The organism is Paracoccus sigandri (genome assembly GCF_003709565.1).
Classification (GTDB): domain Bacteria; phylum Pseudomonadota; class Alphaproteobacteria; order Rhodobacterales; family Rhodobacteraceae; genus Paracoccus; species Paracoccus siganidrum.
This window is the reverse complement of record NZ_QNRC01000004.1, coordinates 95,841-120,977: the sequence shown is the minus strand read 5'-3', so window position 1 is coordinate 120,977 and position 25,137 is coordinate 95,841. Positions and strand designations below refer to the sequence as shown.

21 protein-coding genes are annotated in these 25,137 nt (G+C 68.8%); 7 read left to right on the top strand and 14 right to left on the bottom strand.

Annotated elements, in window-relative coordinates; genetic code table 11:
- Positions 1 to 59: 59 nt before the first annotated feature.
- The gene (locus C9E82_RS04735) at positions 60 to 1,373 is read left to right on the top strand and encodes a GH1 family beta-glucosidase (RefSeq protein ID WP_119897216.1); all 1,314 of its coding nucleotides are present in this window, start codon (positions 60 to 62) and stop codon (positions 1,371 to 1,373) included.
- Here C9E82_RS04735 and C9E82_RS04730 read toward each other — a convergent pair.
- Positions 1,370 to 3,034, bottom strand: a complete 1,665-nt coding sequence (locus C9E82_RS04730; RefSeq protein WP_119897215.1) for an amidohydrolase family protein — start codon at positions 3,032 to 3,034, stop codon at positions 1,370 to 1,372. The two genes, C9E82_RS04735 and C9E82_RS04730, sit on opposite strands and share 4 nt — an antisense overlap.
- A gap of 70 nt (positions 3,035 to 3,104) precedes the next feature.
- Positions 3,105 to 6,548 (bottom strand): bifunctional proline dehydrogenase/L-glutamate gamma-semialdehyde dehydrogenase PutA, encoded by a 3,444-nt coding sequence (gene putA, locus C9E82_RS04725; RefSeq protein ID WP_119897214.1) that lies wholly within the window; start codon positions 6,546 to 6,548, stop codon positions 3,105 to 3,107.
- Between the two features lie 120 nt (positions 6,549 to 6,668).
- Between putA and C9E82_RS24385 the strand changes: the two genes are divergently transcribed.
- The 6 genes from C9E82_RS24385 (at position 6,669) to C9E82_RS04700 (ending at position 11,777) form a co-directional block, all read left to right on the top strand.
- Positions 6,669 to 6,833 carry a hypothetical protein gene (locus tag C9E82_RS24385; protein WP_170162018.1) on the top strand — a complete coding sequence of 55 codons (165 nt, stop codon included), beginning with the start codon at positions 6,669 to 6,671 and terminating at the stop codon, positions 6,831 to 6,833.
- On the top strand, positions 6,833 to 8,014 hold the full coding sequence (locus tag C9E82_RS04720; RefSeq protein ID WP_119897213.1) for a vWA domain-containing protein: 1,182 nt from the start codon (positions 6,833 to 6,835) through the stop codon (positions 8,012 to 8,014). The genes C9E82_RS24385 and C9E82_RS04720 overlap by 1 nt, the downstream gene beginning before the upstream one ends.
- Before the next feature lie 96 nt (positions 8,015 to 8,110).
- Positions 8,111 to 8,794 (top strand): M48 family metallopeptidase, encoded by a 684-nt coding sequence (locus C9E82_RS04715; RefSeq protein WP_119897212.1) that lies wholly within the window; start codon positions 8,111 to 8,113, stop codon positions 8,792 to 8,794.
- Between the two features lie 87 nt (positions 8,795 to 8,881).
- Positions 8,882 to 10,084 (top strand): hypothetical protein, encoded by a 1,203-nt coding sequence (locus C9E82_RS04710; protein ID WP_119897211.1) that lies wholly within the window; start codon positions 8,882 to 8,884, stop codon positions 10,082 to 10,084.
- Positions 10,081 to 11,439 carry a cytochrome P450 gene (locus tag C9E82_RS04705; protein WP_240643455.1) on the top strand — a complete coding sequence of 453 codons (1,359 nt, stop codon included), beginning with the start codon at positions 10,081 to 10,083 and terminating at the stop codon, positions 11,437 to 11,439. The genes C9E82_RS04710 and C9E82_RS04705 overlap by 4 nt, the downstream gene beginning before the upstream one ends.
- On the top strand, positions 11,436 to 11,777 hold the full coding sequence (locus C9E82_RS04700; protein WP_119897210.1) for an MmcQ/YjbR family DNA-binding protein: 342 nt from the start codon (positions 11,436 to 11,438) through the stop codon (positions 11,775 to 11,777). Before C9E82_RS04705 ends, C9E82_RS04700 begins: the two co-directional genes overlap by 4 nt.
- Here the strand turns inward: C9E82_RS04700 and C9E82_RS04695 are convergent.
- The 12 genes from C9E82_RS04695 to C9E82_RS04640 all read right to left on the bottom strand — a co-directional run bounded on the left by C9E82_RS04695 (position 11,774) and on the right by C9E82_RS04640 (position 25,091).
- Positions 11,774 to 12,034, bottom strand: a complete 261-nt coding sequence (locus C9E82_RS04695) for a DUF1640 domain-containing protein (protein ID WP_119897209.1) — start codon at positions 12,032 to 12,034, stop codon at positions 11,774 to 11,776. The genes C9E82_RS04700 and C9E82_RS04695 overlap by 4 nt on opposite strands.
- A gap of 67 nt (positions 12,035 to 12,101) precedes the next feature.
- Positions 12,102 to 13,223: an ABC transporter ATP-binding protein gene (locus tag C9E82_RS04690; RefSeq protein ID WP_119897208.1), complete on the bottom strand. Its 1,122-nt coding sequence runs from the start codon at positions 13,221 to 13,223 to the stop codon at positions 12,102 to 12,104.
- On the bottom strand, positions 13,220 to 14,041 hold the full coding sequence (locus tag C9E82_RS04685) for an ABC transporter permease (protein WP_119897207.1): 822 nt from the start codon (positions 14,039 to 14,041) through the stop codon (positions 13,220 to 13,222). The genes C9E82_RS04690 and C9E82_RS04685 overlap by 4 nt, the downstream gene beginning before the upstream one ends.
- The gene (locus C9E82_RS04680; RefSeq protein ID WP_119897206.1) at positions 14,038 to 14,913 is read right to left on the bottom strand and encodes an ABC transporter permease; all 876 of its coding nucleotides are present in this window, start codon (positions 14,911 to 14,913) and stop codon (positions 14,038 to 14,040) included. The genes C9E82_RS04685 and C9E82_RS04680 overlap by 4 nt, the downstream gene beginning before the upstream one ends.
- Positions 14,914 to 15,013: 100 nt before the next feature.
- The gene (locus tag C9E82_RS04675) at positions 15,014 to 15,784 is read right to left on the bottom strand and encodes a squalene/phytoene synthase family protein (protein WP_119897205.1); all 771 of its coding nucleotides are present in this window, start codon (positions 15,782 to 15,784) and stop codon (positions 15,014 to 15,016) included.
- On the bottom strand, positions 15,781 to 17,226 hold the full coding sequence (gene cysS, locus C9E82_RS04670; protein ID WP_119897204.1) for a cysteine--tRNA ligase: 1,446 nt from the start codon (positions 17,224 to 17,226) through the stop codon (positions 15,781 to 15,783). Before cysS ends, C9E82_RS04675 begins: the two co-directional genes overlap by 4 nt.
- A gap of 29 nt (positions 17,227 to 17,255) precedes the next feature.
- Positions 17,256 to 18,479: a glycosyltransferase gene (locus C9E82_RS04665; RefSeq protein WP_119897203.1), complete on the bottom strand. Its 1,224-nt coding sequence runs from the start codon at positions 18,477 to 18,479 to the stop codon at positions 17,256 to 17,258.
- A complete protein-coding gene (locus C9E82_RS04660) occupies positions 18,476 to 20,086 on the bottom strand; it encodes an ABC transporter ATP-binding protein (RefSeq protein WP_119897220.1) in 1,611 nt (536 codons plus the stop codon). Before C9E82_RS04660 ends, C9E82_RS04665 begins: the two co-directional genes overlap by 4 nt.
- A 110-nt stretch (positions 20,087 to 20,196) precedes the next feature.
- A complete protein-coding gene (locus tag C9E82_RS04655; RefSeq protein WP_119897202.1) occupies positions 20,197 to 21,300 on the bottom strand; it encodes an ABC transporter permease in 1,104 nt (367 codons plus the stop codon).
- A complete protein-coding gene (locus C9E82_RS04650; RefSeq protein ID WP_119897201.1) occupies positions 21,300 to 22,379 on the bottom strand; it encodes a microcin C ABC transporter permease YejB in 1,080 nt (359 codons plus the stop codon). Before C9E82_RS04650 ends, C9E82_RS04655 begins: the two co-directional genes overlap by 1 nt.
- A gap of 106 nt (positions 22,380 to 22,485) precedes the next feature.
- Complete coding sequence (locus C9E82_RS04645; protein WP_119897219.1) at positions 22,486 to 24,357, bottom strand: extracellular solute-binding protein; 1,872 nt, start codon at positions 24,355 to 24,357, stop codon at positions 22,486 to 22,488.
- Between the two features lie 197 nt (positions 24,358 to 24,554).
- Positions 24,555 to 25,091 (bottom strand): c-type cytochrome, encoded by a 537-nt coding sequence (locus C9E82_RS04640; protein WP_119897200.1) that lies wholly within the window; start codon positions 25,089 to 25,091, stop codon positions 24,555 to 24,557.
- Between the last annotated feature and the right edge of the window lie 46 nt (positions 25,092 to 25,137).

Below are 25,137 nucleotides of genomic sequence, written 5' to 3'. Positions count from 1 at the left end.
TAAGGCTTCCCCGACCCGGCAAATCATGGCAGTTGTTTGCGCAAACAGAGGAGGATCCCATGCTGCCGTCCCGCCGCGACTTCCCGAAGGATTTCGTCTTCGGCGCCGCCACCTCGGCCTTCCAGATCGAGGGCTCCGGCTTCGGCGCGGCCGGGCCGTCGCATTGGGACACATTCGCCGCCACGCCCGGCACCATCGCCGATCACAGCGACGCCCGCCGCGCCTGCGACCATTACCACCGCTGGCCCGAGGACCTGGACCTGGTGCAGCAGGCCGGCTTCGACGCCTATCGCTTCTCGACCTCCTGGGCGCGCATCATGCCGGACGGGCGCAACGCCGCCGCCCGGGGGCTGGATTTCTACGACCGGCTGGTGGACGGGATGCTGGAACGCGGGCTGAAGCCCTTCCTGACCTTCTATCACTGGGACCTGCCCGCCGCGCTGGCCACCCGCGGCGGCTGGCAGAATCGCGACATCGCGGCGCATTTCGCGGATTACTGCCGCGTGGTCCATGCCCGGCTGGGCGACCGAATCGCCAGCGCCGCCACCCTGAACGAACCCTGGTGCATCGCCTGGCTGTCGCATTTCCTGGGCCAGCACGCGCCCGGCCTGCGCGACATCCGCGCGGCGGGCCACGCCATGCACAACACGCTTCTGGCCCATGCAACCGCGCTGGCCGCGCTGCGCGCCGAGGGGGCGGAAAACCTGGGCATCGTGCTGAATTTCGAGACCGCCGCCCCGGCCGAGGACAGCCCCGACTCCCGCGCCGCCACTGAGTTGCAGGATGCGATCTACAACCAGTGGTTCATCCGCGCCCTGATGGGCCAGGGCTATCCCGAAGCCGCGTTGCGGGCGCTGGAGCCGCATCTGCCGACCGGCTGGCAGCAGGACATGGCCGCGATCGCCGCGCCGCTGGACTGGCTGGGCGTCAACTACTACACCCGCGCCCATTACCGCCACGCGCCCGGCCCCTGGCCCCATGCCGAGGCGCGGCCCGGCCCCCTGCCCAAGACCCAGATGGGCTGGGAGATCCGCCCCGAGGGGCTGACCGAATTCCTGCTGCGGCTGAAGAACGACCATTGCGGCGACCTGCCGCTCTATGTGACCGAGAACGGCATGGCGCTGGCGGCGGGCGACGATCCCAGCCGGGACCCCGACCGCATCGCCTTCATCGGGGATCACCTGCGGGCCGCGAAGGCGGCGATGGACCGGGGCGTCGACCTGCGCGGCTTCTTCTACTGGTCGCTTCTGGACAATTTCGAATGGGCCTTCGGCCATGGCCCGCGCTTCGGGCTGGTCCATGTCGATTACGCCACAATGCGCCGGGTGCCGAAAGCCAGCTGGCACGCCTTCCGCCGGATGCTGCGCGGCTAGGCCGACGCGATCAGCCGCCAGACCGGGTGGCCGCCATGGGCCGCGCCAAGCCGCGCGGATTGCGCGCCCGGCCGGTCCAGCCCCAGCCAGCGCAGCGCATTGTCGCCCATGATGGCGCGGGTCCCAGCCTCGCTGCCGGTCAGGTCCTGCGCGAAATCCAGGAAGTCGCGCAGGAAGCGCGGATGGCTGGGCAGGCGCGCGATCATCGACCAGTCGCTGCCATAAAGCATCCGCTCGGCCGCGCGCGGCTCGGCCGCGAAAAGCTGCCGCGTCAGCGCCAGAGAGCCCGGCCGTTCCGGCGCGCCCTGCATGGTCTCGGTCCAGAAGCCGGTATCGAAATAGAGGTTGCGGAAGCTGCCCAGCATCCCGATCAGCTCGACCTCCCATTGCGGGTTGCCATGGCCGCCAAAGCCGCCGAAATGCGCCAGGTTGACCCGCAGGCCGGTGTATCGGCGCAGCACCGCCGCCCAATGCCAGGGCGCCGAATAGGCGGCGGTCCCCGGCCCCGCCCCCATGCTGGCCGAGGCATGGGCCGCGACCGGCACGTCATTGGCATCGCACCAGGCGTAAAGCCGGTGCAGTTCCCGGTCGATCGCCGCGCCCCCGCCCGCAGGCGCGCGCCTGGCATGGGCGAAGCTGATGCCGCCATTGCCGATCGGCCGGAACCCCATCGGCGGATAGAGCTTCACGCCGGCATAGCCCTGCTGCAGGATCGCGCGCCGGACGCGGTGATGGACCGCCTCGCCCTCCAGCGCGGCGCGCAGCGGGCAGAAGCCCACGAAATTCAGCAGCAGCACGTCGCGGCGGCGGCGGGACAGTTCCGCGAAAAGGTCGATCAGCTGGTCCGGGTCGCTCTGCTTGCGCTCGGCCGGGCGCAGCCACATGCCGATGTCCAGCAGATGGCCGCAGAAGATCCGCGCCTCGCCCTCGCGCCCATAGAGGCTGGCGGCAAGCTGCAGGATCCGGGCCCGGTCGCGGGTCATCATCTCGGCCCATCTGACCATCCCGGCCAGCGATTCCGCGCCCGGATCGCCCGCCTGCCGGGCCGGGTCGAAAAGCCCCTCGGCCAGTTCGCGCGCCTTGGCCAGGCGTTCGGCCTCGGGATCGCGCGCCGCGCGGCTGCGCAGGCCGGTCGCGGGGGCCGGATCGTCCAGCGACACCCCCGCCGCATCGGCCAGCGCCTGAAACAGCGCCCGGTCCTCGGCCAGCTGCGGATCGGGCGGCGGGGCCGTGCGCAAGGCATCAGAGGCCGGATCGGGCTGGGTCTGGGCCTGATAGGCGGCAAGGAAACCGGCCAGTCGTTCCTTGCCCTCCTCCTCCATCTGCTGCGGGCTGGGCCGGGGCAGGCTGCCGGGCAGCCGGGCCAGTTCATCCCCCGCGGTCGGCGTCAGGCTGACCATGAAGGAAACCAGCATCCGCACCAGGGGCGACTTGGTCAGTTCCGGCACCGAGCCGCCGCCCTCGGCGGTGAAATCCACCTGCGTCAGCCAGCCGATCACCGGCACGTCGGTGCCGTTGAACAGATGCATATGCGCGTCGATGCCGATCCCCGGCAGCCGCACCGGCGGCCCCGGCCGGATCACCCCCGAAATCCCGCAGCCCGACAGCGACAGCGCCGTCGTCCCCAGGGCAAGCGTCACGAAGCGGCGGCGCGTCGGCATGGTTCCCTCCGGCACTGGTCAATCCGGGGGGCAGCATATCACGGGAACGTGAGCCGCCAAGCCGCTTCCGTCACCCCGCCACGGCCAGCAGCGAGGCATTGCCCCCCGAGGCCGTGGTGTCGATGCACAGGTGCCGCTCCAGCAGCGCATGGGCGGCCAGTTCGCCCGAATGGACCAGCGCCACGATCGGCCCGCCCCGCGCCGCCAGCGCCATGCGATAGAGCCGCGCCTGGTCCTCGGGCCCGTCCCAGGCGACCAGCGCCATGCCCGACAGGTCGCGCAGCGCGTCGGCGGGCAGATGGCCCGCGACCTCGACCGCCGCGCAGCCCTGCGCGGCGGCGATGGCGGCCTGCGCGGGGGTATCGGGCCCCAGGCACAGCACGGTGCCGCGCGCGTGCAGCGTCAGCCGGTTCGATTCGCCCGTCGGCCCCGGCAGAAGCTGCGTCTCGCGCGCGGTGGCGCTGTCGGTCAGGGCCTTGTCCAGCGCCGCCTGCACGGCCTTCGCATCGGCCGGCGGCATCTCGGGGGCGGGCCTGCGCGCCGCGGCCACCGCCCGGAAGCGCGGGACGTAATGCGGCCCGCCCGCCTTGGGGCCGGTGCCCGACAGCCCCTCGCCGCCGAAGGGCTGGCTGCCCACCACCGCGCCGATCTGGTTGCGGTTGACATAGAGGTTGCCCACCGCCAGCCGCTTGTCCACATGCTGCACCCGGTCGTCGATCCGCGTATGCAGCCCGAAGGTCAGCCCATAGCCCGAGGCGTTGATCGCCCCCAGCACCCGGTCCAGGTCGCGCGCCTCGAAGCGCGCCACATGCAGCACCGGGCCGAAGACCTCGCGGCCCACATCCTCGATCCCGCCGACGCGGATCGTGACCGGCGCGACGTAATGGCCGCGTCCCGGCGGCCGCAGCCGGTGCAGCACGCGGCCCTGATCGCGGGCGGTGGTGACATGTTCGTCGATGCCGTTCTTGGCATGGGCCGAGATGACCGGGCCGATATCGGTCGAGACATCCCAGGGATCGCCCTGCCGCAATTCGTCCATCGCGCCGTGCAGCATGGTCAGCAGCCGCTCCTCGACATCCTTCTGGACATAGAGCATCCGCAGCGCCGAACAGCGCTGCCCCGCCGACTGGAAGGCGCTGGCCAGGATGTCGCGCACCGCCTGTTCCGGCAGGGCGGTGGAATCGACCACCATCGCGTTCAGCCCGCCGGTTTCCGCGATCAGCGGCGCATCGGGCGACAGGTTCGCCGCCATCGCCCGGTTGATCGCCTGCGCGGTGGGCAGGGATCCGGTGAAGCAGACCCCGCCCACGCGCGGATCGCTGCACAGCGCGGTGCCGACCCGCGCGCCCTCGCCCGGCAGCAATTGCAGCGCATGGACCGGCACGCCGGCCTTGTGCAGCAGCTGGGTGGCGCGATGGGCGATCAGGCTGGTCGCCTCGGCCGGCTTGGCCAGCACCGCGTTGCCCGCCGCCAGGGCCGCCGCGACCTGGCCGGTGAAGATCGCCAGCGGGAAGTTCCAGGGCGAGATGCAGGCGAAGATGCCGCGCGACGCCTCCGCGCTGGCGAAGCCCGCGTAATAGCGCAGGAAATCCACCGCCTCGCGCAGTTCCGCCACCGCGTCGGGCAGCGCCTTGCCCGCCTCGCGCGCCAGCAGCGCGAAAAGCTCTCCGAAATGATCCTCATAAAGGTCCGCCGCCATCCGCAGGATGACCGAGCGCGTCGCGGGCGAGACGTCCCAGCTGCCCGCGCCCTCCAGCGCCGCCTCGATGTCGGCCCCCGAGGCCAGCGCCACCCGCCCCACGCGGTCGTTCGGCCGGGCCGGGTTGACGACCTCTTGCGGGGCGCGCGCCTCGCTCGCGTCGGGCGCGGCAAGGATCGGGGCGGCCTGCCACTGATGGGTGGCGAAAGGCGCGCGGGCGGTCTCGATCCGCGCCAGCACCAGCGGGTCGCGCAGATCGAAGCCGCGCGAATTCAGCCGCGCCGGGGCAAACAGCGCCTCGGGATGGCGCACGCCGCGGGCGGGATGACCGGCCAATTGGTCCCATTCGGCAAAGGGGTCCGGCGCGACCTGGTCCGCCGGGATCGAGTCGTCCACGATGCGGTTGACGAAGCTGGAATTGGCGCCGTTCTCCAGCAGGCGGCGGACCAGATAGGCCAGCAGGTCCTCATGCGCGCCGACCGGGGCATAGATGCGGCAGCGCGTGCCGTGCCGCGCCTTGACGATGTCGTGCAGCGCCTCGCCCATGCCGTGCAGGCGCTGGAACTCGAAATCGCGATCCTCGCCCGCCAGATGCAGGATCGCCGCGACGGAATGGGCGTTGTGGGTGGCGAATTGCGGATAGATGCGCGGGCTGGCCAGCAGCTTTCGCGCGCAGCAGATCCAGGCGACATCGGTGGCGGGCTTGCGCGTCCAGACCGGGAAGCCCGCCAGCCCGTCCACCTGCGCGCGCTTGATCTCGCTGTCCCAATAGGCGCCCTTGACCAGCCGCACCATGATCCGCCGGTCCTCGTGCTCGGCCAGCGCCTCCAGCCAGTCGATCACCGCCGTCGCGCGCTTGCCATAGGCCTGCACGACCACGCCGAACCCGTCCCAGCCCGCCAGCGATGGGTCCGACAGCACCGCCTGGATCACGTCCAGCGACAGGTCCAGCCGGTCCTGCTCCTCGGCATCGATGTTCAGCCCCATGCCCGCCCGCGCGGCCAGGCGGCACAGCTGCAGCACCACCGGCGCCAGCTCGGCCATGACCCGGTCGTGCTGGCTGGCCTCGTATCGCGGATGCAGCGCCGAGAGCTTGATCGAGACGCCGGGCCGGTCGCGCAGATCGCCCTCCCCGCGGCCCGCCGCCAGCGCCGCGATGGCCCCCTCATAGGCCGCCAGGTAATCCGCCGCGTCGCTGGCGGTCCGGGCGGCCTCTCCCAGCATGTCATAGCTGTAGGTGAAGCCCTTCGCGACCCGGTCGCGGCCGCGCCGGATCGCCGCCTGCATGGTCTCGCCCAGCACGAATTGCTGGCCCATCTCGCGCATGGCGCGATGCACGGCACTGCGGATCACCGGCTCTCCCAACCGGCGGACGGCATTGCGCAGATGGCCGGCGATGCCCGGCGTCTCGTCCCCGCGCAGCACCTTGCCGGTCAGCATCAGCGCCCAGGTCGAGGCATTGACCAGCGGCGAGGCCGAATGGCCCAGGTGCTGCCCCCATTCCGAGGGCGCGATCTTGTCCTCGATCAGCTCGTCCATGGTCGCGGCATCGGGCACCCGCAGCAGCGCCTCGGCCAGGCACATCAGCGCCACGCCCTCCTCGGTGGACAGCCCGTATTCGGCCAGGAACACCTCCATCAGGCCGGGCCGGGCGCCGCCGCGCACCGCCCGCACCAGGTCGGCCCCCGCGGCCGCGATCGCGGCGCGCGCGCCCCCGTCCGGCGCCAGGTCGCGGACCATCTGAGCCATCAGCTGGGTCTCGTCCCCCAGATGAGAGGCACGGATCCTGCGGCGGATCTCCTCCATTTCAGCCATGCGCGTTTCCCCCGATGGGCCCGACTACCAGCCTGCCGCCAAAGGGGCCGAATCGCAACTTCGGTTGCGCGGGGGGGCGGGGCGGTCTATCTGCGGGACGACGGAACGACAGAGGCAGCCATGATCGTCATCGCAGCAGCCATTCTCGGCGCCCTTCTGGGCTGGCGCCGCGCCAGCCAGCTTGGCGGAGACCGCCGCGACCGGGCGCAATACGCGGCCGCCTATGCGATGGCGCTTGCGGTGCTGGGCCTCTTCGCCACGATCGCCATCGAACGGATGCTGTGATGTTCCTGCCGTTCCTCGACAGCCTGCGCCGGCAAGGGGTTCCGGTCTCGCTGCGGGAATGGCTGGACCTGATGGCCGGCATGGCAGCCGGGATCCCCGGCTGGTCGGTCGACGGCTTCTATCACTTCGCGCGGCTGGTGCTGGTCAAGGACGAACGCCACCTGGACCGCTTCGACCGCGCCTTCGCCGAGGCGTTCTCGGGGCTGGAACAGGTCCCGGTCGAGGCGCTGGTCAGCGAGCGCACGATCCCGAGGGAATGGCTGGAGCAACTGGCCGAAAAGCTGCTGAGCGACCAGGAAAGGGCCCAGGTCGAGGCCAGCGGCAGCTTCGAGGAGCTGATGGCCAGGCTGCGCGAGCGCCTGGCCGAGCAGCAATCCCGCCACCAGGGCGGCAACAAGTGGATCGGCACGGCGGGCACTTCTCCCTTCGGCGCCTATGGCTACAATCCCGAGGGCGTGCGCATCGGCCAGCAGGAAAGCCGCCACCGCCGCGCGGTCAAGGTCTGGGACAGGCGCGAATTCCGCGACTTCGACGACAGCGTGGAACTGGGCACGCGCAACATCAAGGTGGCGCTGAAGCGTCTGCGGCAATGGGCGCGCCACGGCGCGGCCGAGGAACTGGACCTGCCCGCCACGATCCGCGCCACCGCCGATCACGGCTATATCGACGTGCAGACCCGGCCGGAACGCCGCAATGCGGTCAAGGTGCTGCTGTTTCTGGACGTGGGCGGCTCGATGGACGACCACACGCGGCTGGTCGACGAACTCTTTTCCGCCGCCCGCGCCGAATTCAAGCATATGGAGCATTTCTACTTCCACAACTGCCTCTACGAGGGCGTGTGGACCGACAACCGCCGCCGCTGGACGGAGCAGACCGCGACCTGGGACATCCTGCACCGCTACGGGCGCGACTACAAATGCATCTTCGTGGGCGACGCCTCGATGTCGCCCTACGAGATCGTCGCCCCCGGCGGCGCCAACGAACACTGGAATCCCGAACCGGGCGAGATCTGGCTGCGCCGCGCCACCGAGACCTGGCCCGACCATGTCTGGCTGAACCCGGTGCCGCGGCCGCACTGGCGCCACATCCCCTCCATCGCGATGATCGGCCAGATCTTCGAAAACCGCATGATGCCGCTCACGCTGGAAGGCCTGACCCAGGCCATGCGCCTGCTTGGCTGACCCGCCGGCTTCTTCGTTGCCCAAATACCCATGTCGGCGTCGCCACCCGGCCACCGCCCGCTTGACGCCACCCCCGATCGTCCCCAGCTTCACCCCATGCTGAAATTCACGCCGATCATCCTGCTGATCCTCTATCTCGCCGCGATGTGGTTCTTCTCCGCATGGCGGCTGAAGCACGAGCTGAACGAAAGATCGACGCCGCTCAGCCACCCGCGCCTCAGCCCGATGCTGAAGCGGCTGGGCGAGGCGATGGACCTGCCGCCGATCCGCGCCCATATCTACGAGGTCGAGCCGGTGAACGGCCTCGCCGCGCCCGACGGCCGGATCTTCCTGACCCGCGGCTTCATCCGCAAGCTGGACGCCTGCGAGGTCACGCCCGAGGAACTGGCCAGCGTCATCGCGCATGAACTCGGCCATGTCAGCCTCGGCCATTCGCGCCGGCGGATGATCGACTTCGCGGGCCAGAACGCGATCCGGCTGGCGCTGGCCGGCGTGCTGGGCCGCTTCCTGCCCGGCATCGGCGCCTGGATCGCCAACCTGGTCGCCACCGCCATCGCCGCCCGGCTGTCGCGGCAGGACGAATACGAGGCCGACCGCTTCGCCAGCGCGCTGATGATCCGCGCCGGGCTGGGCACCGGCCCGCAGAAATCGCTGTTTCGCAAGCTGGACCGGATGGCGGGCGGGCGCGCGGCGATGCCGGCATGGTTCCTCTCGCACCCGCCCGCCGCGCGCCGCATCGCCGCGATCGAACAGCACGAGGCCCGCTGGCACCAGGGCTAACCCCCCAGGGCTAACCCCCTTGCGCAGGAACGGAATTCACCTATCCTGCTGCCCTGCAGCAAGAGGCCGCGCCATGACCACCTCGCCATGACAGCTTCGTTCCGACGCAAGGTGCTTTACCTGCCCGGCTTCGACCCCATCCCGCCGCGCCGCTACCGCGAACTCTACCGCCGCGAGGGGGGACAGCAGGCGCGCATCTCGGGCTATCGGCTGGCCATGGTCACGCCCGCCGCCGAAGCGCGCGATCCCGCCCCTTTCGGCTGGTCGGTCGAGGGCCGCTTTCCCGAAGGCCGCGCCCGCACCCGGATCGAGGTGCTGGTCTGGTCCGACCTGGTCCAGCAATCCATGCGCAGCGGCATCGCGGCCACCTATCTGCAGCTGGTGACGACCGCCTGGGCCTATATCGGCTCGGGCGCGCTCATGCGGCTGATGCGGCTGCGCCTGGCCCCGGTCATCGCCGCGCTCTACCCGATCGCGGTGCTTCTGGCGCAGCTTCTGCTGGCCTGCCTGGCGGGCGCGCTGGCCGGGTGGCTGCTGGGCCGCTGGCTGGGCTGGGCGGCGGGGCTTGCGGCGGCGCTGGCCTGCCTCTGGGGCGTGCTGGCCTGGTTCAGGCGGCAGGACCACCGGATCTTCGCCTATTACCTGATGCATGACTATGCCTTCACCGCCCGGAACGGCGGCGCCTACCCGCCCGAGCTGGAAGCCCGCCTCGGCGCATTCGCCACCCGCCTAGCCGAGGCGCTGGAGGAGGACCTGGACGAGGTCCTGGTCGTCGGCCATTCCTCGGGCGCCTATCTGGCGGTGTCGCTGCTGGCCGACCTGATCCGCGCCGGGCGCCTGCCCGCGACCGGCCCGGCGCTGTCGCTGCTGACGCTTGGCCATGTGGTGCCGATGGCGTCCTTCCTGCCGCGCTCGCAGCGGCTGCGCGCGGACCTGGCCTTCCTGTCGGAACGGCCCGAGATCTTCTGGCTGGACGTCACCGCGCCGGGCGATGCCTGCTGCTTCGGCCTCTGCGATCCGGTGGCCGTCACCGGCGTGGCTGGCCCCGGCCAGCGCTGGCCGCTGGTCATCTCGGCCGCCTTCACCCAGACGCTTTCACCCCAGCGCCAGCGGGCGCTGCGCGGGCGCTGGTTCCGCAAGCATTTCCAGTATCTCTGCGCCTTCGACCGGCCGGGCGACTACGACTATTTCGCGATCACCGCCGGCCCGCTGGCGCTGGGGGCGCGCTTTGCCGCCCGCGCGCCCTCGCCGGCCCGGATCACCCGCCCGGCCGGGCGGGGGCTGGCGTGATCCCGCCCCGACCCCAGGGTCCGCAAGGCCGCAGCGGCTTCCTGCGCCTGGCGCGCGGCTTCCGGCGCGACCTGCTCTCGGCCCTGCCCGAGCGGTTCTACCGCGCCTGGATGGCCGAGTTCCGCAACCCGCTGATCCACAGCTTCCTGTGCAACGACCCGGCGCTGGTGCGGCTGATCCTGCGCGACCGGCCCGGCGATTTCCCGAAATCCGACCGCCTGCGCGAGGGGCTGGCGCCGCTCCTGGGCAATTCGATCTTCGTCACCAACGGCGCCGAGTGGGCCCGCCAGCGCCGCATCATCGACCCCGCCTTCGAGGGCGGCCGGCTGCGCGACAGTTTCGAGGCGATCTGGCAGGCCTCGGACGCCGCCCTTGCCCGGCTGACGCCCGGCGAGATCGACATCGAGCCCGAGGCCAGCCATGCCGCCGCCGACGTGATCTTCCGCGCGCTGTTTTCCCTGCCGATCGAGCATGACATCGCCGCCCGCGTCTTTCGCGCCTTCCGCGCCCATCAGGACGCCCAGCCCATCGTCAACCTGGCCGCGATGGTCCCCCTGCCGCGCTGGCTGCCACGCCCGCATTCCCACCGCACCCGCGCCACCGCCGCCCAGATCCGCGGCCTGATCCAGGATCTCGTCGCCGCCCGCATGACGGCGATCCGGGCAGGCACCGCCCCCGCCGATCTGGCCTCCAAGATCATGACCACGCCCGACCCGCAGACCGGCCGCTGCTTCGACGCGCGGGAAATGGTCGACCAGGTGGCGATCTTCTTCCTGGCCGGACACGAAACCAGCGCCTCGGCCCTGGCCTGGGCGCTGTGGCTGCTGGCGGCCCATCCCGAATGGCAGGACCGCGTCGCCGCCGAGGGCGCGGACCTGGCGCGCGATTTCACCGCCGCCAGCGGGCTGAAAGCCACCCGCGCCGCCTTTCGCGAGGCGCTGCGGCTCTATCCCCCGGTGCCGATGATGGTGCGCGAGGCGACCCGACCCGAGACCTTCCGCGACCGCCCGGTGCCGAAGGGTGCGCAGCTGGTGCTGTCGCCCTGGCACCTGCAGCGCCACCAGCGGCTGTGGGACCGCCCCGATGACTTCGATCCGGGCCGCTGGGACACGCAATCGGGCAAGGCCTCGGCCCGCGACGCCTATATCCCCTTCTCGGCCGGCCAGCGGGTCTGCCCCGGCGCCGGCTTCGCGATGCTGGAGGGCGTGGTCATGCTGGCCCGGATCACCGCGGCTTTCCACCTGTCGCCGGGGCACAGGGCGCCGGTCCCGGTCGCCCGCTTGACCGTGCGCGGCCGCGACGGCATCCTGATCCGGCTGGACCGCCGCGAAGGAAACCACCGCGAGGGCGCATGAGCCGCGAGACCGTCAACCGCATCTGCGCCGCCCTGCCGGGGGCCGAATGTTCCGATCCCTGGGGCGGCGGGCATGATTGCTGGAAGGTCGGCGGCAAGATGTTCGCGGTGACGGGCGCGATCACCCCCTCGGTCTCGGTCAAGACCGACGGCGCGGATACCGCCGAAATGCTGATCGAGGCGGGGGTCGCAGAGCGGGCCGCCTATCTGCATCGCAGCTGGGTCGCGCTGCCGCTGGACAGCGACGAGGCCGAGCTGCACCACCGCATCGAAGCCAGTTATCGCATCATCCGCGATGGCTTGCCGAAGAAAGTTCAGGACGGGCTGAAGGAATTCTAGCCCGGCGGGATCAGCCGCATCAGCGCCATCAGGATGGCCAATGCGCCGACGATCATTCCGCCGGTCTTGATGACCAGCCGGTTTTCCATCTCGCGCATTTCGGCCCGCAATTCGCGCAGATCGCTTTTCGTGGCCAGTTCGCTGGTGTCGATTTCCCCGAAGGTTTCCGCAATCGCCTCTGCCGCCGCGGGCTCCATGCCTGCCGCGACCAGCCTGCGCGAGAATTTCAGCGTGTCGATATGCAAGGCGTTCGCCATCCCGGTCACATTCTTCCCTCAATATAACAGCTTCGGGCGGTAATACGAGAGACAGGTTGAAATACGGTTAACGGAACAGCACCAGCGAGCCGGGCGACCAGGCCAGCCTGGTACGCGTGCCGACCTCCTGCACGTCGCGGCCGAAGACGTTGCGCATCGAGATCCGCACCGGCCGCGCCTTGCCGTCCAGCGCCGCCGCCCCGTCCAGCCGCAGGTCGTAATAGGTCATGTCGCCGTAATAGACCACCTCGTCGATGGTCGCCGCGGTCTCGCGCGGCTGGTTGTGGGGCTGGCCGGGGCCCAGCAGGGTCATGGTCTCGGGGCGGAAGCCGATCATCGGGCCGTCGTCGTCGGGATTGGCGCGGCTGACCTGGCGCTCGGGCAGCTCGACCGTGCCGAGGCCCGGCACCTCGACCGCCACCACGCCCGCCGATTCGCCCAGGATCCGCGCCGGCAGGAAATTCATCACGCCGATGAAATCCGCCACCCGCCGCGTGGCGGGGCGGGCATAGAGCGCCTCGGGTCCGTCAAGCTGGGCGATCTCGCCCTCGAACATGACGGCGATGCGGTCGGACATGACCAGCGCCTCTTCCTGGTCGTGGGTGACGAGGACGAAGGTGATGCCGACCTGGCGTTGCAGCTTGATCAGCTCGACCTGCATCTGCTCGCGCATCTTGCGGTCCAGCGCCGACAGGGGCTCGTCCAGAAGCAGCACCTTGGGCTTCAGGATCAGCGCGCGGGCCAGCGCCACCCGCTGCCGCTGGCCGCCCGACAGCGCATGGGCCGCCCGCGCGCCATAGCCGCGCAGGCCCACCATCGCCAGAGCCTCGTCCACCAGCGCGGCCTTTTCCGCGCGCGAACGCGGATCCCGGCGCAACCCGAAGGCCACGTTCTGCGCCACCGTCAGATGCGGAAAGATCGCATAGGACTGGAACACCATGTTCGTCGGGCGCTTGTTCGCCGGCACGTTCTCCATGTGCCGCCCGTCGATCAGCACCGCCCCCGAGGAGATGTCCTCGAACCCCGCGATGGTGCGCAAAAGCGTGGTCTTGCCGCAGCCCGAGGGGCCCAGAAGCGAGAAGAACTCGCCCGCGCGGATGGTCAGGTCGATGCCGCGCAGCGCGTGATAGTCGCCGTAATGCTTCTGCACGCCCTGGCATTCGATCATCGGCTTCGGCTGGTCGGTCACAGAAGTCCTCCGGAAGCGCTGGCGCCCATGCGGGCATTGCCGCGGCGGCGCAGATATTCGCCGATCGCCAGCAGCAGGATCGACAGGGCGACCAGCACCGTCCCCAGCGCCATGATCATCGGGATCTGCTTGGGAAAGCGCAGCTGGCTGAAGATATAGGTGGGCAGGGTCGGCTGGTTGCCGGCCAGGAAGAAGGCGATGATGAATTCGTCCAGGCTGATGGTGAACGAGATCAGGAGCGAGCTGATGATCCCCGGCATGACCAGCGGCAGGGTGATCAGGCGGAAGGCGCCCCATCGCGTCTCGCCCAGGTCATAGGCGGCTTCCTCCAGCGAACGGTCCAGGCTGGAGAATGCGGTGGACAGGACCGCAATCCCGTAGGGCATGCAGATCAGCGTATGGCCGACGATCACCGTCAGGATCGACAGCTCGACCCCCACGCCCAGCAGCACGACCAGCAGCGACATGGCGACGATGATCTCGGGCAGGACCATCGGCAGCATGATGAAGCCCATCATGCCGCCCTTGCCCGGAAAGGCGAAGCGGGTCGAGGCGCGGGCGGCGAAGACGGCCAGGCAGGTCGCCAGGATCGAGGCCGAGACCGCGATGGTCAGCGAATTGGTCAGCGCCCGGCGCAGCGTCGCATTGGCCCACATCTGCGCGAACCAGTCGGTGGTGAAGCCGCGCAGCGGAAAGGCGATGATCGTGCCGGAATTGAAGGCGAACAGCGGCAACAGGATGATCGGCGCATAGAGAAACAGCAGGTAAAGCATCGCATAGCCGCGCAGGCCCCCGCCGCGGAAGCTGCGCCGGCTCATGCCCGCACCTTCAGGAAGCGGCGATTGAGCAGCAGGAACACCAGGCTGACCACGGCCACCGCCAGCATCGCGCTGACCGACATGGCCGATCCCAGCGGCCGGTTGTCCAGCCCCAGCATCTGCACCTGGATGAAATTCGCCACCATCGGGATGCGCCCGCCGCCGATCAGCTCGGGCGTGACGTAATCGCCCACCGTCGGGATGAAGACGATCAGCGCCGCCGCGATCACGCCCGGCATGGCCAGGGGCAGCGTCACCCGCCAGAAGGTCATCAGCCGCGATTCGCCCAGGTCCCGCCCCGCCTCCAGCAGCGAGCGGTCGATCTTCTCCAGCGCCACGAAGATCGGCAGGATCGCGAAGGGCGCATAGGCATGGGCCAGGGTCATCACGATGGCGCCGACCGTGCGCAGCATCGTCACCGGCTGGTCCAGGATCCCCAGCCCCACCAGGGCCGAATTGATGACCCCGTTCTGCTCCATGATGACCTTCCACAAGAAGACGCGGATCAGGTAGCTGGTCCAGAACGGGATGGTGATCAGGAACAGCCACAGCGCCTTGCGCTCGGGCGCGACCACGAAGCTGAGGTAATAGGCGATGGGAAAGGCCAGCGCGACCGTCACCAGCGTCACCAGCCCCGATACCCAGAGCGAGCGTTCCATGATCGCGCGGAAGATCGGATCGGCCCAGATCTGGCGATAGTTTTCCAGCGTGAAGCCCGCGACCAGGTCGCCATAGCCCGCCTTGTACAGGAAGAAGGAATAGAACAGCAGCGTCAGCAGCGGCGCCGCCAGCACCAGCAGCGTATAGAGGAAGGGCGGCGCGATCAGGGCGAAACCCTGCCTTGCCTCCGCATCCAGACCGCCCTTGCCCATCGTCCCTGCCCTCGCACCGCTTCGCCGGTCTCTGGCCCAATTCCTTCCACAGGACAGGCGCAAGGAAAAGGGGGTTTCTGAAAGGGTCCGGCCCTTTGGACTAGCGCCACCAGCGCCCGGTCATGGCCAGCCGCGCCAATGATGCCCGGCGCTGGAAGGGCGTGATTTCAGGGGTTTCCTTGAAAGGATCGACATTGCCCGAGGCGATCTCGGACAAGAGCCGGGGCACGCGCGGGCCGGGATAGAGCGCCGCCGCTGCCCGTTTCGGCAGCAGCTTGTGCGCCCGCGCGGCGCGGCGCAGCGATTCCCGCGCCAGTTCCGCCAGCCGCAGCACGTCCTGGGCACGCGCCCCGGCCAGCCCCAGTCCCAGCGGCTGCAGCCGCGGCAGCGCCCGCAGCCAGGCGGCAAGCCCGGTTCCCAGCGCGTGATCCGCCACTACCCCGCGCGAGGAAGCCGGCGCGCCCAGCCGCTGCGCGGCCCGCCACATCAGCGCCCCGGCCGTCGCATCGACATAGGAGACCACCGCCTCGGGGCCGGCCAGAGGCTCGCGCGCGCAATCGCGGCGGCGCGCCTCGGCCAGCGGCAAGAGATCGCCCGCCAGCGCCCCCCAGGCCTCCCACAGCGGGGTCAGCACGTCATGCAAAGGCGGCTCCTTGCCGCGGCCCATCTCGGCCAGCCGGTCCACCCACCATTGCAGCCGCATCTCGGCCAGCATCGGCTCGGCCGACTGGAAGGGCGCGCGGGCCAGTTCCAGGTTCAGCGCGTAAAGCGTCACCAGCGCCGGGCGATCGGCGGCATCCGCCACCAGCACCGCACCGAAGCGGTCAGGGTCCTGCTGGCGCAGGGCCTCGGTGCAGGCCTCCAGCGTCACGAGCCCTGCATCCGGGCAAGCTCGGCCAGGCGTGCCGCGTCGAAGCCGGGCGCCAGCGACCATTCCGCGCCCTGCGGCGTGTCCTTGACCTCGACCCCGGCAGCGGCGAAGCCGTCGCGGATCGCGTCGGCGCGGGCGAAGTCGCGCGCCTTGCGGGCGTCGGTCCGCGCCGCCAGCAGCGCCTCGATCATCGCGGTAGTGTCGATTGCTTTTCTTACTGCACGTTCTCGATACAAACGCTGTGTATCGAGATCTGCGAAACCAAGAAACTGAAGGGTATCGAAAAAGCTTAGCGCGATTTCTGTGTCCTGCTTAGTGGAGGACATGATCTCGCGTTCCATGGAGAATAACCGCGTCAGAACCGCAGGAGTATTGAGATCTTCGCCCAATGCCTCGAGCACAGTTTCATCGACCATACTCCCATCGAATGACCGCTCTGAATCGGATAGACTGTTTCGTTTGAGGGTTGCCCACTTGTTAAGCCGTTGAACGGCAGCCTCTCTCTTCTCCTCCGTCCAATCCATCGGTTTACGATAATGCGTCTGGAAAAAAACGAAGCGGATCACCTCGCCCGGCACGCCCCGATCCAGCAGGTCGCGCACGGTGAAGAAGTTGCCAAGCGACTTGGACATCTTCTTGCCTTCCACCTGCAGCATCTCGTTATGCAGCCAGAAGCGGGCGAAATCCGCCTTGGGATGGGCGCAGCAGCTCTGCGCGATCTCGTTCTCGTGATGCGGGAATTGCAGGTCGATGCCGCCGCCATGGATGTCGAATGACGGCCCCAGCAGCGCCTCGGACATGGCCGAGCATTCGATATGCCAGCCCGGACGACCCCGGCCCCAGAGGCTGTCCCAGCCGGGAAGATCGTCCGAGGACGGCTTCCACAGCACGAAATCCATCGGGTCGCGCTTGAAGGGCGCCACCTCGACCCGCGCCCCCGCGATCATGTCGTCGACCGAGCGGCCCGACAGCTTGCCGTAATCGGGATAGGAACGCACGTCGAACAGCACATGGCCCTCGGCCGCATAGGCGTGGCCCGATTCAATCAGCTTCTGAATCATGGCGATCATCTGGACGATATAGTCGGTCGCGCGCGGTTCATGGTCGGGGCGCAGCGCCCCCAGCGCGTCCATGTCGTCGTGATACCACTGAATCGTTTCCTCGGTGATCTCGCGGATCGGGCGGCCGGTCTCCGCCGCCCGCGCGTTGATCTTGTCGTCCACGTCGGTGAAGTTGCGCACATAGGTGACGCGATCCGCGCCGTAGACATGATGCAGCAGCCGCACCAGCACGTCGAAGACCAGCACCGGGCGCGCATTGCCCAGATGCGCGCGGTCATAGACCGTCGGCCCGCACAGATACAGCCGGATATTGCCGGCATCCAGGGGCTCGAAGACCTCCTTCTTGCGCGTGCGGGTATTCGTCAACCGGATCTCGACCATGATGCGCCTCGTCTTTCGGTCGGCAGGGTTTAGCGGATCGGGGCGAAGCTTTCCACCCACTCGATCTGGCGCGGCAGGCTGTGGCGGTGCAGGTCATAGCCGTCGAGGATGGTCTGCCGCGCCGCCTGGCGCAGGCGCGGCGCATCCGCGTCGCCCTCCAGCCCCCGGATCAGCGCCGCCGACAGGGCCGGCACGTCGAAGAAGGGCACCAGCCGGCCGTTCTGGCCATCGCGGATCAGCTCGCGCACCGGCGCGGTATCCGAGGCCACGACATAGCCGCCCGCCGCCATCGTCTCGGTCAGCGACCAGGACAGAACGAAGGGATAGGTCAGATAGCAATGCACCCGCGCCAGCCGGATCAGCGACAGGTAATCCGCGTAGGGCTGCCGGCCGATGAAATGGACCCGCGACAGGTCCAGCCCCTCGCCCAGCTCCTCCAGCATCGCCTGTTTCCAGCTGCGCCCGTCGCGGCGCTCGGCGCCATAGCTGACGCCCTCGGCCCCGACCAGCACCACCTGCGCCCGGGGCCGGGCGCGCAGCACCTCGGGCAGGGCGCGCATGAAGACGTGGAAACCGCGATAGGGCTCCAGCGAGCGGGACACGAAGCTCAGCACCTCGTCATCCGCGCGCAGCACCCGTCCGCCCGGCAGGGTCAGGCTGGCGGACGGATCGGGGCAGACGCGATCCGTGTCGATGCCGTCATGGATGACGGTGATCTTGCCGCGCAGCTCGGGCGGGAAGCTGTCGGCCTGGTAATGCGTCGGCGCCAGCGCCGCATCGGCCTGCACGATGCCCTGGATCAGATGGGCCGAGCGCGCCACGGTCATGAAGCGCCCCTCATCCGTGCCGGGCGAGACCTCGGGGTCGAAGCCCACGTCATGGCCGCGCGTGCGATACATCAGCTCGGCATAGACCAGCAGCCTTGCGTCGGGCCAGATCTCCTTCAGGAACAGCGTCTCGCCCCAGCCGCTGTGGCCGATGATGATGTCGGGAACGAAGCCGTGCCGGTCGCGCAGGGCGCGCGCGCCGCGGGCCGCCAGCAGGCCGCGCTCGGCATAGTCGGAATAGGTGCGGCCCAGCACGCCGCTGGTCTTGACGGGCTGCGGCGCGCCGTAGCGGACGGTGCGCACCGGGCTGGGGCGTTGGTTCTTCTCGTCCGTCAGCGCCAGGACCTGGTGGCCGCGCCGCGCCAGCGCCGGCGCCAGATGCGGAAACTGGCCCGGAAAGTTCTGATGCACGAACAGGATCTTCATCCGGCGCGATCCGGGAAGGCCGCCGCCAGCAGCGTCCGGGTATAGTCGTCCCGCGGGTTGTCGAAGATCTGCGCGGCGCTGCCGTGTTCGACAACCTCGCCCGCGCGCATGACCATGATCTGGTGCGACATGGCCCTGACCACGCGCAGGTCGTGGCTGATGAACAGGAAGGCCAGCCCGTATTTCCGCTGCAAGCCGCGCAGCAGCCCGACGATCTGCACCTGCACGGTCATGTCCAGCGCGCTGGTCGGCTCGTCCAGAACCACCAGCTTGGGGCGCAGGATCATGGCGCGGGCGATGGCGATGCGCTGGCGCTGGCCGCCGCTGAACTCATGCGGATAGCGGTGCATCGTCGCCGGGTCCAGCCCGACCTCGGCCATGATCTCGGCCACCATCTGGCGGCGGTCGCGGCCCTTCTCGACGCCGTGGACGCCCAAGCCCTCGGCGATGATCTGCTCGACCGTCATGCGCGGCGAGAGGCTGCCGAACGGGTCCTGGAAGACGATCTGCATGTCGCGGCGCAAGCGGCGCAGCTGCCTGACCGCCCAGCCGGCGATGTCCTGCCCCAGATAGAGGATCGGCCCTTCGCTTTCGATCAGCCGCATGATGGCCAGCGCCAGCGTGGTCTTGCCGCTGCCCGATTCGCCGACGATCCCCAGCGTCTCGCCCGCGCGGACCTTCAGCGTCGCGCCGTTGACGGCCTTCACATGGCCCACCGTGCGGCGCAGAAGCCCGCGCTGGATCGGGAACCAGACCTTCAGGTCGCGCGTCTCGACCATCACCGGGGCGTCCTCGGGGATCGGGTCTGCGAAGCCCGAGGGCTCGGCCGCCAGCAGCTTGCGGGTATAGTCGTGCCGCGGGGCGCTGAACACGGTCTCGACCGGGCCCTGCTCGACGATCTCGCCGTCCTTCATCACGCAGACCCGGTCGGCGATGCGGCGCACGATGCCCAGGTCATGGCTGATGAACAGCATCGACAGCCCCTCGTCGGCCTTCAGCTGGGCCAGCAGGTCCAGGATCTGCGCCTGGATGGTGACGTCCAGCGCCGTGGTGGGTTCATCCGCGATCAGCAGTTCCGGGCCGTTGGCCAGCGCCATGGCGATCATCACCCGCTGCCGCTGCCCGCCCGACAGCTGGTGCGGATAGTCGGCCAGCCGGGTCTCGGGGTCGCGGATGCCGACGCGGGTCAGCAGTTGGACGATGCGCTCTCGCGCCTTCGCGCCGGTCAGCCCCTGATGCAGCGCCAGGCTTTCGCCAAGCTGCTTTTCCAGCGTGTGCAAGGGGTTCAGCGAGGTCATCGGCTCCTGGAAGATGAAGCTGATGTCGTTGCCGCGGATCGCCCGCAGATCGCGGTCGGGCGCGCCGACCAGCTCGCGCCCCTCGTATTTCACCGATCCCTCGACCAGCGCCGAATCGCCCAGAAGCCGCACCGTGGACAGCGCCGTCACCGACTTGCCGGAACCGGATTCGCCCACCAGCGCCACGGTTTCGCCCCGGCCGATATGGAAGCTGACGCCCCGGACGGCCGGGAAGATCTGGCCCTCCTGCCGGAAGCTGATCCTCAGGTCGTGGACCGCCAGGACCGCATCCGAGGCCGGGGCGGGCATGGGCCGGTCCTGCCCGCTGCCGGGGACCTGGCCCCCGTGTTCCTCGGCCACGGCGGCGGGCGCGCCGGGGGCGGGGATGCGCGGGTTCAGGTCGGGATGGTCGTTGCCGCTCATCTGAAGGTCTTCCGGGGGTCGAAGGCATCGCGCACGCCTTCGAAGATGAAGACCAGAAGCGACAGCATGATCGCGAAGGTGAAGAAGGCGCTGAACGCCAGCCAGGGCGCCTGCAGGTTCTGCTTGGCCTGCAGCGCCAGTTCACCCAGCGAGGGCGCCGAGGCGGGCAGGCCGTAACCCAGATAGTCCAGCGCGGCCAGGCCGCTGATCGTGCCGGTGACGACGAAGGGCATCATGGTCAGCGTGGCGACCATCGCGTTGGGCAGGATGTGGCGGAACATGATGACGCGGTCGGAAACCCCCAGCGCGCGGGCGGCGCGAACATATTCGAAATTACGCGCGCGCAGGAACTCCGCCCGGACCACGCCGGTCAGCGCCGGCCAGCCGAACAGGATCGTCACGAAGACCAGAAGCCAGAAACTTCGGCCCAGGATCGCGAACAGGATGATGATGACGTAAAGCCCCGGCGTCGAGGCCCAGATCTCCAGCAGGCGCTGGAAGATCAGGTCGGTGCGGCCGCCGAAATAGCCCTGTACCGCCCCCGCCGCGATGCCGATGGTCGAGGCGATCACCGTCACGATCAGCGTGAACAGGATCGAGATGCGGAAGCCGTAGATCACCCGCGCCAGCACGTCGCGCGCCGTGTCGTCGGTGCCCAGCAGGTGGTTGCCGTCCGGCGCGCTTGGCGCGGTGCCGACATTGTTGATGGTCTTGTAGTGATAGGGGATCGGCGGCCAGATCATCCAGCCCTGTTCCTCGGACGGGATGTCGCTGGTGCCGGCGCGGACGGCCGCGATCAGCTCATCCGGTTCGTCCCAGCATTCCTCGCGCCCGCCGGTCACGATCAGGCATTGCACGGCCTCGTCGCGATAGATCGCCTCGGTGCGGAAGTCGCCGCCGAAAGCGGTCTCGGGATAGAATTTGTAGGCCGGAACATGCAGTTCGCCGCGGAAGCTGACAAGGATCGGCTTGTCGTTCGCCACCACCTCGGCCAGCATCGAGGTCACGAACAGGACGGAGAAGATCACCAGCGACCAGAAGGCGCGCTTGTTGCGGCGGAAATTGCGCCAGCGGCGGCGGTTCAGTTCCGACATCGCCATCAGCCGGCCCTCTTCTCGAAGTCGATGCGCGGATCCACGAAGACATACATCATGTCCGACAGGATCCCGACGACCAGGCTCATCAGCCCGAAGACATAGAGCGTGCCGAAGATCACCGGATAGTCGCGCTGCACCGCGGCCTCGAAGCCCAGCCGTCCCAGCCCGTCGAGCGAGAAGATCGTCTCGATCAGGATGCTTGCGCCGAAGAACACGCCCAGGAACATCGCCGGAAAGCCCGCGATCACGATCAACATGGCGTTGCGGAAGACATGGCCGTAAAGCACGCGCCGCTCCGCCAGCCCCTTGGCGCGGGCGGTGATGACATATTGCTTGTTGATCTCGTCGAGGAAGCTGTTCTTGGTCAGCAGCGTCAGCGTGGCGAAGCTGGAAATGGTCGAGGCGACGACGGGCAGCGTGGCGTGCCAGGCATAGTCCTTGATCTTGCCCCAGGTGGAGAGGTCGGCGAAATTGTCGCTGGTCAGCCCGCGCAGCGGGAAGATCTTCCAGAAGCTGCCCCCGGCGAACAGCACCATCAGCAGCACCGCGAACAGGAAGGCCGGGATCGCATAGCCCATGATGATCACGCCCGAGGACCAGGTGTCGAAGCGCGAGCCGTCGCGCACCGCCTTGCGGATCCCCAGCGGGATCGAGATCAGATAGGCCAGCAGCGTCGACCACAGCCCCAGCGTGATCGAGACCGGCATCTTTTCCAGCACCAGGTCGATGACGCTGATCGAGCGGAACCAGCTGGTGCCGAAATCGAAGCGCAGATAGTTCCACAGCATGTTCAGGAACCGCTCGACCGGGGGCCGGTCGAAGCCGAATTCGCGTTCAAGCTGGGCGATGAATTCCGGCGGCAGGCCGCGCGCGCCCTGATAGCTTTCCTCGATGGCGCCGCCGCCGGCCTCGGCCCCGCCGCCCGAGATGTTGCTGAAGGCGTCGCCCTGCCCCTGCAGCTGCGCGGCGATCTGCTCGATGGGGCCGCCGGGCACGAACTGGGTCAGCGTGAAATTGACCAGCATGATGCCGATCAATGTCGGGATGATCAGCAGCAATCGCCGCAGGATATAGGCGCCCATCAACCTGTCTCTCTGCCCGGCCCCGTGGGCCTTCCGGGCCTTTCCGGCCCTGTTCGGATATCTCGTCTTCTGGGCGTTCCGGCCCGATAAATCAAGCGCCCGCCCCCTAGCGCAGCGCGCCCGCAGCCCTCAGCGCCTCGGCCTTCTCGGCGTCATACCACCAGAAGTCCATCTCTCCCAGCGCATAGGGCGGCAATTCGTCGGGACGGCCATATTGATCGTAATAGGCGACGAGGTGATTGGCATTATACCATTGCGGCACCCAGAAATGCAGGCCGCGCAGCGCCCGGTCCAGCGCGTGGACGGCGGTGGTCAGTTCCTCGCGGCTGTCGGCGGCCTCGACATGGGTGATCAGCCGGTCGATGGCCGGATTGGCCAGCCCCATCGGGTTGAAGACATCCCCGACATTGGCCGAGCCGAAATATTGCTGCAGCCCGGCGCCGGGGATTTCCCCCTGGCCCAGATGATCGCCGATCATGTCGAAATTGTGGCTGCGCTTGCGGTTTTCGTATTCGGCATTGTCCACGCGGGTATTGCGGGCATCGACGCCAAGCGCGCGCAGGTTCTCCACGAAGGGGTTGATGACGCGATCGAAGGTCTGGCTGTCGTTCAGGATCTCCAGCGTCAGCCGCCGCCCCTCGCCGTTGCGGCGCACGCCGTCGTCGCCGACCGTCCAGCCGGCCTCGTCCAGCAGCGCCGCCGCGGCGCGCAGGTTGCGCCGGTCCAGCTGCCGCTCTCCGCTGACTGGCGCCATCACCGCGTCCTCGGTCAGCACGCCTTCGGGCAGATGCTCGGCCACCGGTTCCAAGAGCGCAAGCTCGGCCTCGGAGGGGGGGCCGCTGGCGGCCAGGTCGCTGTTTTCCCAGATGCTGTTCACACGGTCATAGAGCCCGTAGAACAGCGCCTGATTCGACCATTCGAAATTGAACATCAGCCCGATGGCCTGGCGCACGCGGATGTCCTGCCAGTTCGGGCGGCGCAGGTTCAGCACCCAGGTCTGGCCCGAGGCGACATTGCCGTCATGCAGGGTCTCCTGCTTGACCCAGCCCCGCTCCAGCGCCGGGAAATTGTAGCGCGTGGCCCAGATGATGCTGCTGACCTCGCGCCGGAAGGTGTATTCGCCGGCCTTGAACGCCTCGAAGGCGGCATCGTAATCCGAGAAATACTCGAACCGGATGCGGTCGAAATTGTAGCGGCCCCGGTTGATCGGCAGGTCGGCGCCCCAATAGTCGGGATTGCGGCGATAGACGACCTTGCGGTTGATGTCGGCGCTGTCGAAGACATAGGGGGCCGAACCGATGAAGGGCTTTGTCATCGGCTGTTCCAGGTCGCGGTCGTTTTCCTCGAAATCCTGGCGGCTGAAGACCGGCAGGCTGCCGACGCCCTGGATCACGTCGCGGCGCGGATAGTCGGGCGTGAAGGTGAACCTGATGCGGTGGTCGTCCAGCACCTCGGCCGAGGCGACCTGCTGCGCGATCACCACCCGGAACGAGGACAGGCCCTTGTCGCGCAGCTGCTCATAGCTGAACAGCACGTCATGGGCGGTCAGCGGCGTGCCGTCGCTGAAACGCGCCTCGGGGCGCAGGTTGAAGATCACCCAGTCACGGCTTTCGGGATATTCCAGGCTTTCGCACAGCAGGCAATAGGCCGCGCCGACCTCGTCGGCGGTGCCGGTCAGGACCGATTCCAGCACCGAGGAGGACAGGGCCGCCGCCCGGCCGCGAAAGGTGAAGGGATTGTAATTGTCGAAGCCGGTGGAATTGGGGATGGATTGCGCGATTTCGCCGCCCTTGGGCGCGTCGGGGTTCACATAGGGCAGATGGGTGAAATCGGCGGGCAGCTTCAATTCGTCGAAGACGCCGATGCCATGGGCGCGGATGACCGCCTCGCCATCGTCGGTCCCCGAGCTTTCCTGCGCCATGGCGCCGGTCGCGCCGGCAAGAAACAGGGTCAGGGCGGCAAGGGTGTGTCGGCGCATCATGCAGGCTTCCTCGGGTCGTGATCCGGGTAACGCTAGGCCAGCGCGCCGGGCGCGATCAAGCCGCGATTTCGCGGCTCACGAAAATGCGCAGATGATGCAAGGGAAAGGGCGCGGCCGGATGGCCGCGCCCTTGATCGGGTCCGCAACGGCTTCGCGGGGCGTCGGCCCAGGCCGGCCCCGCCGGATCGGCCTGCCTACTGGCTTTCCAGATAGGCGATCAGGTGGGCGATGGCCTGCGGATCGCGGATCCCGGCGAAGGCCATCTTGGTGCCCGGCACCTCGGCGCGCGGATTGGTCAGGAAGGTGATCAGCAGCTCGGGCGTCCATTCGCCGCCATGCGAGGCCATGCCGTCGGAATAGGCAAAGCCGTCGACGCCGCCGACCGGGCGGCCGACGATGCCGTCCAGATGCGGGCCGGTGCCGTCGGTGCCGTCCAGCTTGTGGCAGGCGCGGCACTTGCCCCATTCGCGCTCGCCCGCGGCGGCGTCGGCGGATTCCATCAGCGCGGCGACGTCGATCTGCGGCGCTTCCTCGGCGGGCTCGGCCGCGCCGCTGTCCTCGACCGGGATCGCATAGGCCTGGACCAGCTCGCCATCCTCGCCATGACCACCCCCATGCCCGGCCGGGCCGACATGATACAGCCCGCTGGCCGCCCAATTCGCCAGCAGCAGAAACAGCAGGGCACCAATCAGTGCGCCGGCGGCCTTGGTGATTGTCATGGTATTGAACATCGCGTGCGGTCCCCGATTGGTAAGCTCGTCAATTCGGGCCGTATCT

Bases quoted from the DNA above. Each gene is read 5' to 3' on its own strand.
- C9E82_RS04735 (WP_119897216.1), top strand. From the start codon at position 60: ATGCTGCCGTCCCGCCGCGACTTCCCGAAGGATTTCGTCTTCGGCGCC.
- C9E82_RS04730 (WP_119897215.1), bottom strand. From the start codon at position 3,034: ATGCCGACGCGCCGCCGCTTCGTGACGCTTGCCCTGGGGACGACGGCG.
- putA (WP_119897214.1), bottom strand. From the start codon at position 6,548: ATGGCTGAAATGGAGGAGATCCGCCGCAGGATCCGTGCCTCTCATCTG.
- C9E82_RS24385 (WP_170162018.1), top strand. From the start codon at position 6,669: ATGATCGTCATCGCAGCAGCCATTCTCGGCGCCCTTCTGGGCTGGCGC.
- C9E82_RS04720 (WP_119897213.1), top strand. From the start codon at position 6,833: ATGTTCCTGCCGTTCCTCGACAGCCTGCGCCGGCAAGGGGTTCCGGTC.
- C9E82_RS04715 (WP_119897212.1), top strand. From the start codon at position 8,111: ATGCTGAAATTCACGCCGATCATCCTGCTGATCCTCTATCTCGCCGCG.
- C9E82_RS04710 (WP_119897211.1), top strand. From the start codon at position 8,882: ATGACAGCTTCGTTCCGACGCAAGGTGCTTTACCTGCCCGGCTTCGAC.
- C9E82_RS04700 (WP_119897210.1), top strand. From the start codon at position 11,436: ATGAGCCGCGAGACCGTCAACCGCATCTGCGCCGCCCTGCCGGGGGCC.
- C9E82_RS04695 (WP_119897209.1), bottom strand. From the start codon at position 12,034: ATGGCGAACGCCTTGCATATCGACACGCTGAAATTCTCGCGCAGGCTG.
- C9E82_RS04685 (WP_119897207.1), bottom strand. From the start codon at position 14,041: ATGAGCCGGCGCAGCTTCCGCGGCGGGGGCCTGCGCGGCTATGCGATG.
- C9E82_RS04680 (WP_119897206.1), bottom strand. From the start codon at position 14,913: ATGGGCAAGGGCGGTCTGGATGCGGAGGCAAGGCAGGGTTTCGCCCTG.
- cysS (WP_119897204.1), bottom strand. From the start codon at position 17,226: ATGGTCGAGATCCGGTTGACGAATACCCGCACGCGCAAGAAGGAGGTC.
- C9E82_RS04665 (WP_119897203.1), bottom strand. From the start codon at position 18,479: ATGAAGATCCTGTTCGTGCATCAGAACTTTCCGGGCCAGTTTCCGCAT.
- C9E82_RS04660 (WP_119897220.1), bottom strand. From the start codon at position 20,086: ATGCCCGCCCCGGCCTCGGATGCGGTCCTGGCGGTCCACGACCTGAGG.
- C9E82_RS04655 (WP_119897202.1), bottom strand. From the start codon at position 21,300: ATGGCGATGTCGGAACTGAACCGCCGCCGCTGGCGCAATTTCCGCCGC.
- C9E82_RS04650 (WP_119897201.1), bottom strand. From the start codon at position 22,379: ATGGGCGCCTATATCCTGCGGCGATTGCTGCTGATCATCCCGACATTG.
- C9E82_RS04645 (WP_119897219.1), bottom strand. From the start codon at position 24,357: ATGCGCCGACACACCCTTGCCGCCCTGACCCTGTTTCTTGCCGGCGCG.
- C9E82_RS04640 (WP_119897200.1), bottom strand. From the start codon at position 25,091: ATGTTCAATACCATGACAATCACCAAGGCCGCCGGCGCACTGATTGGT.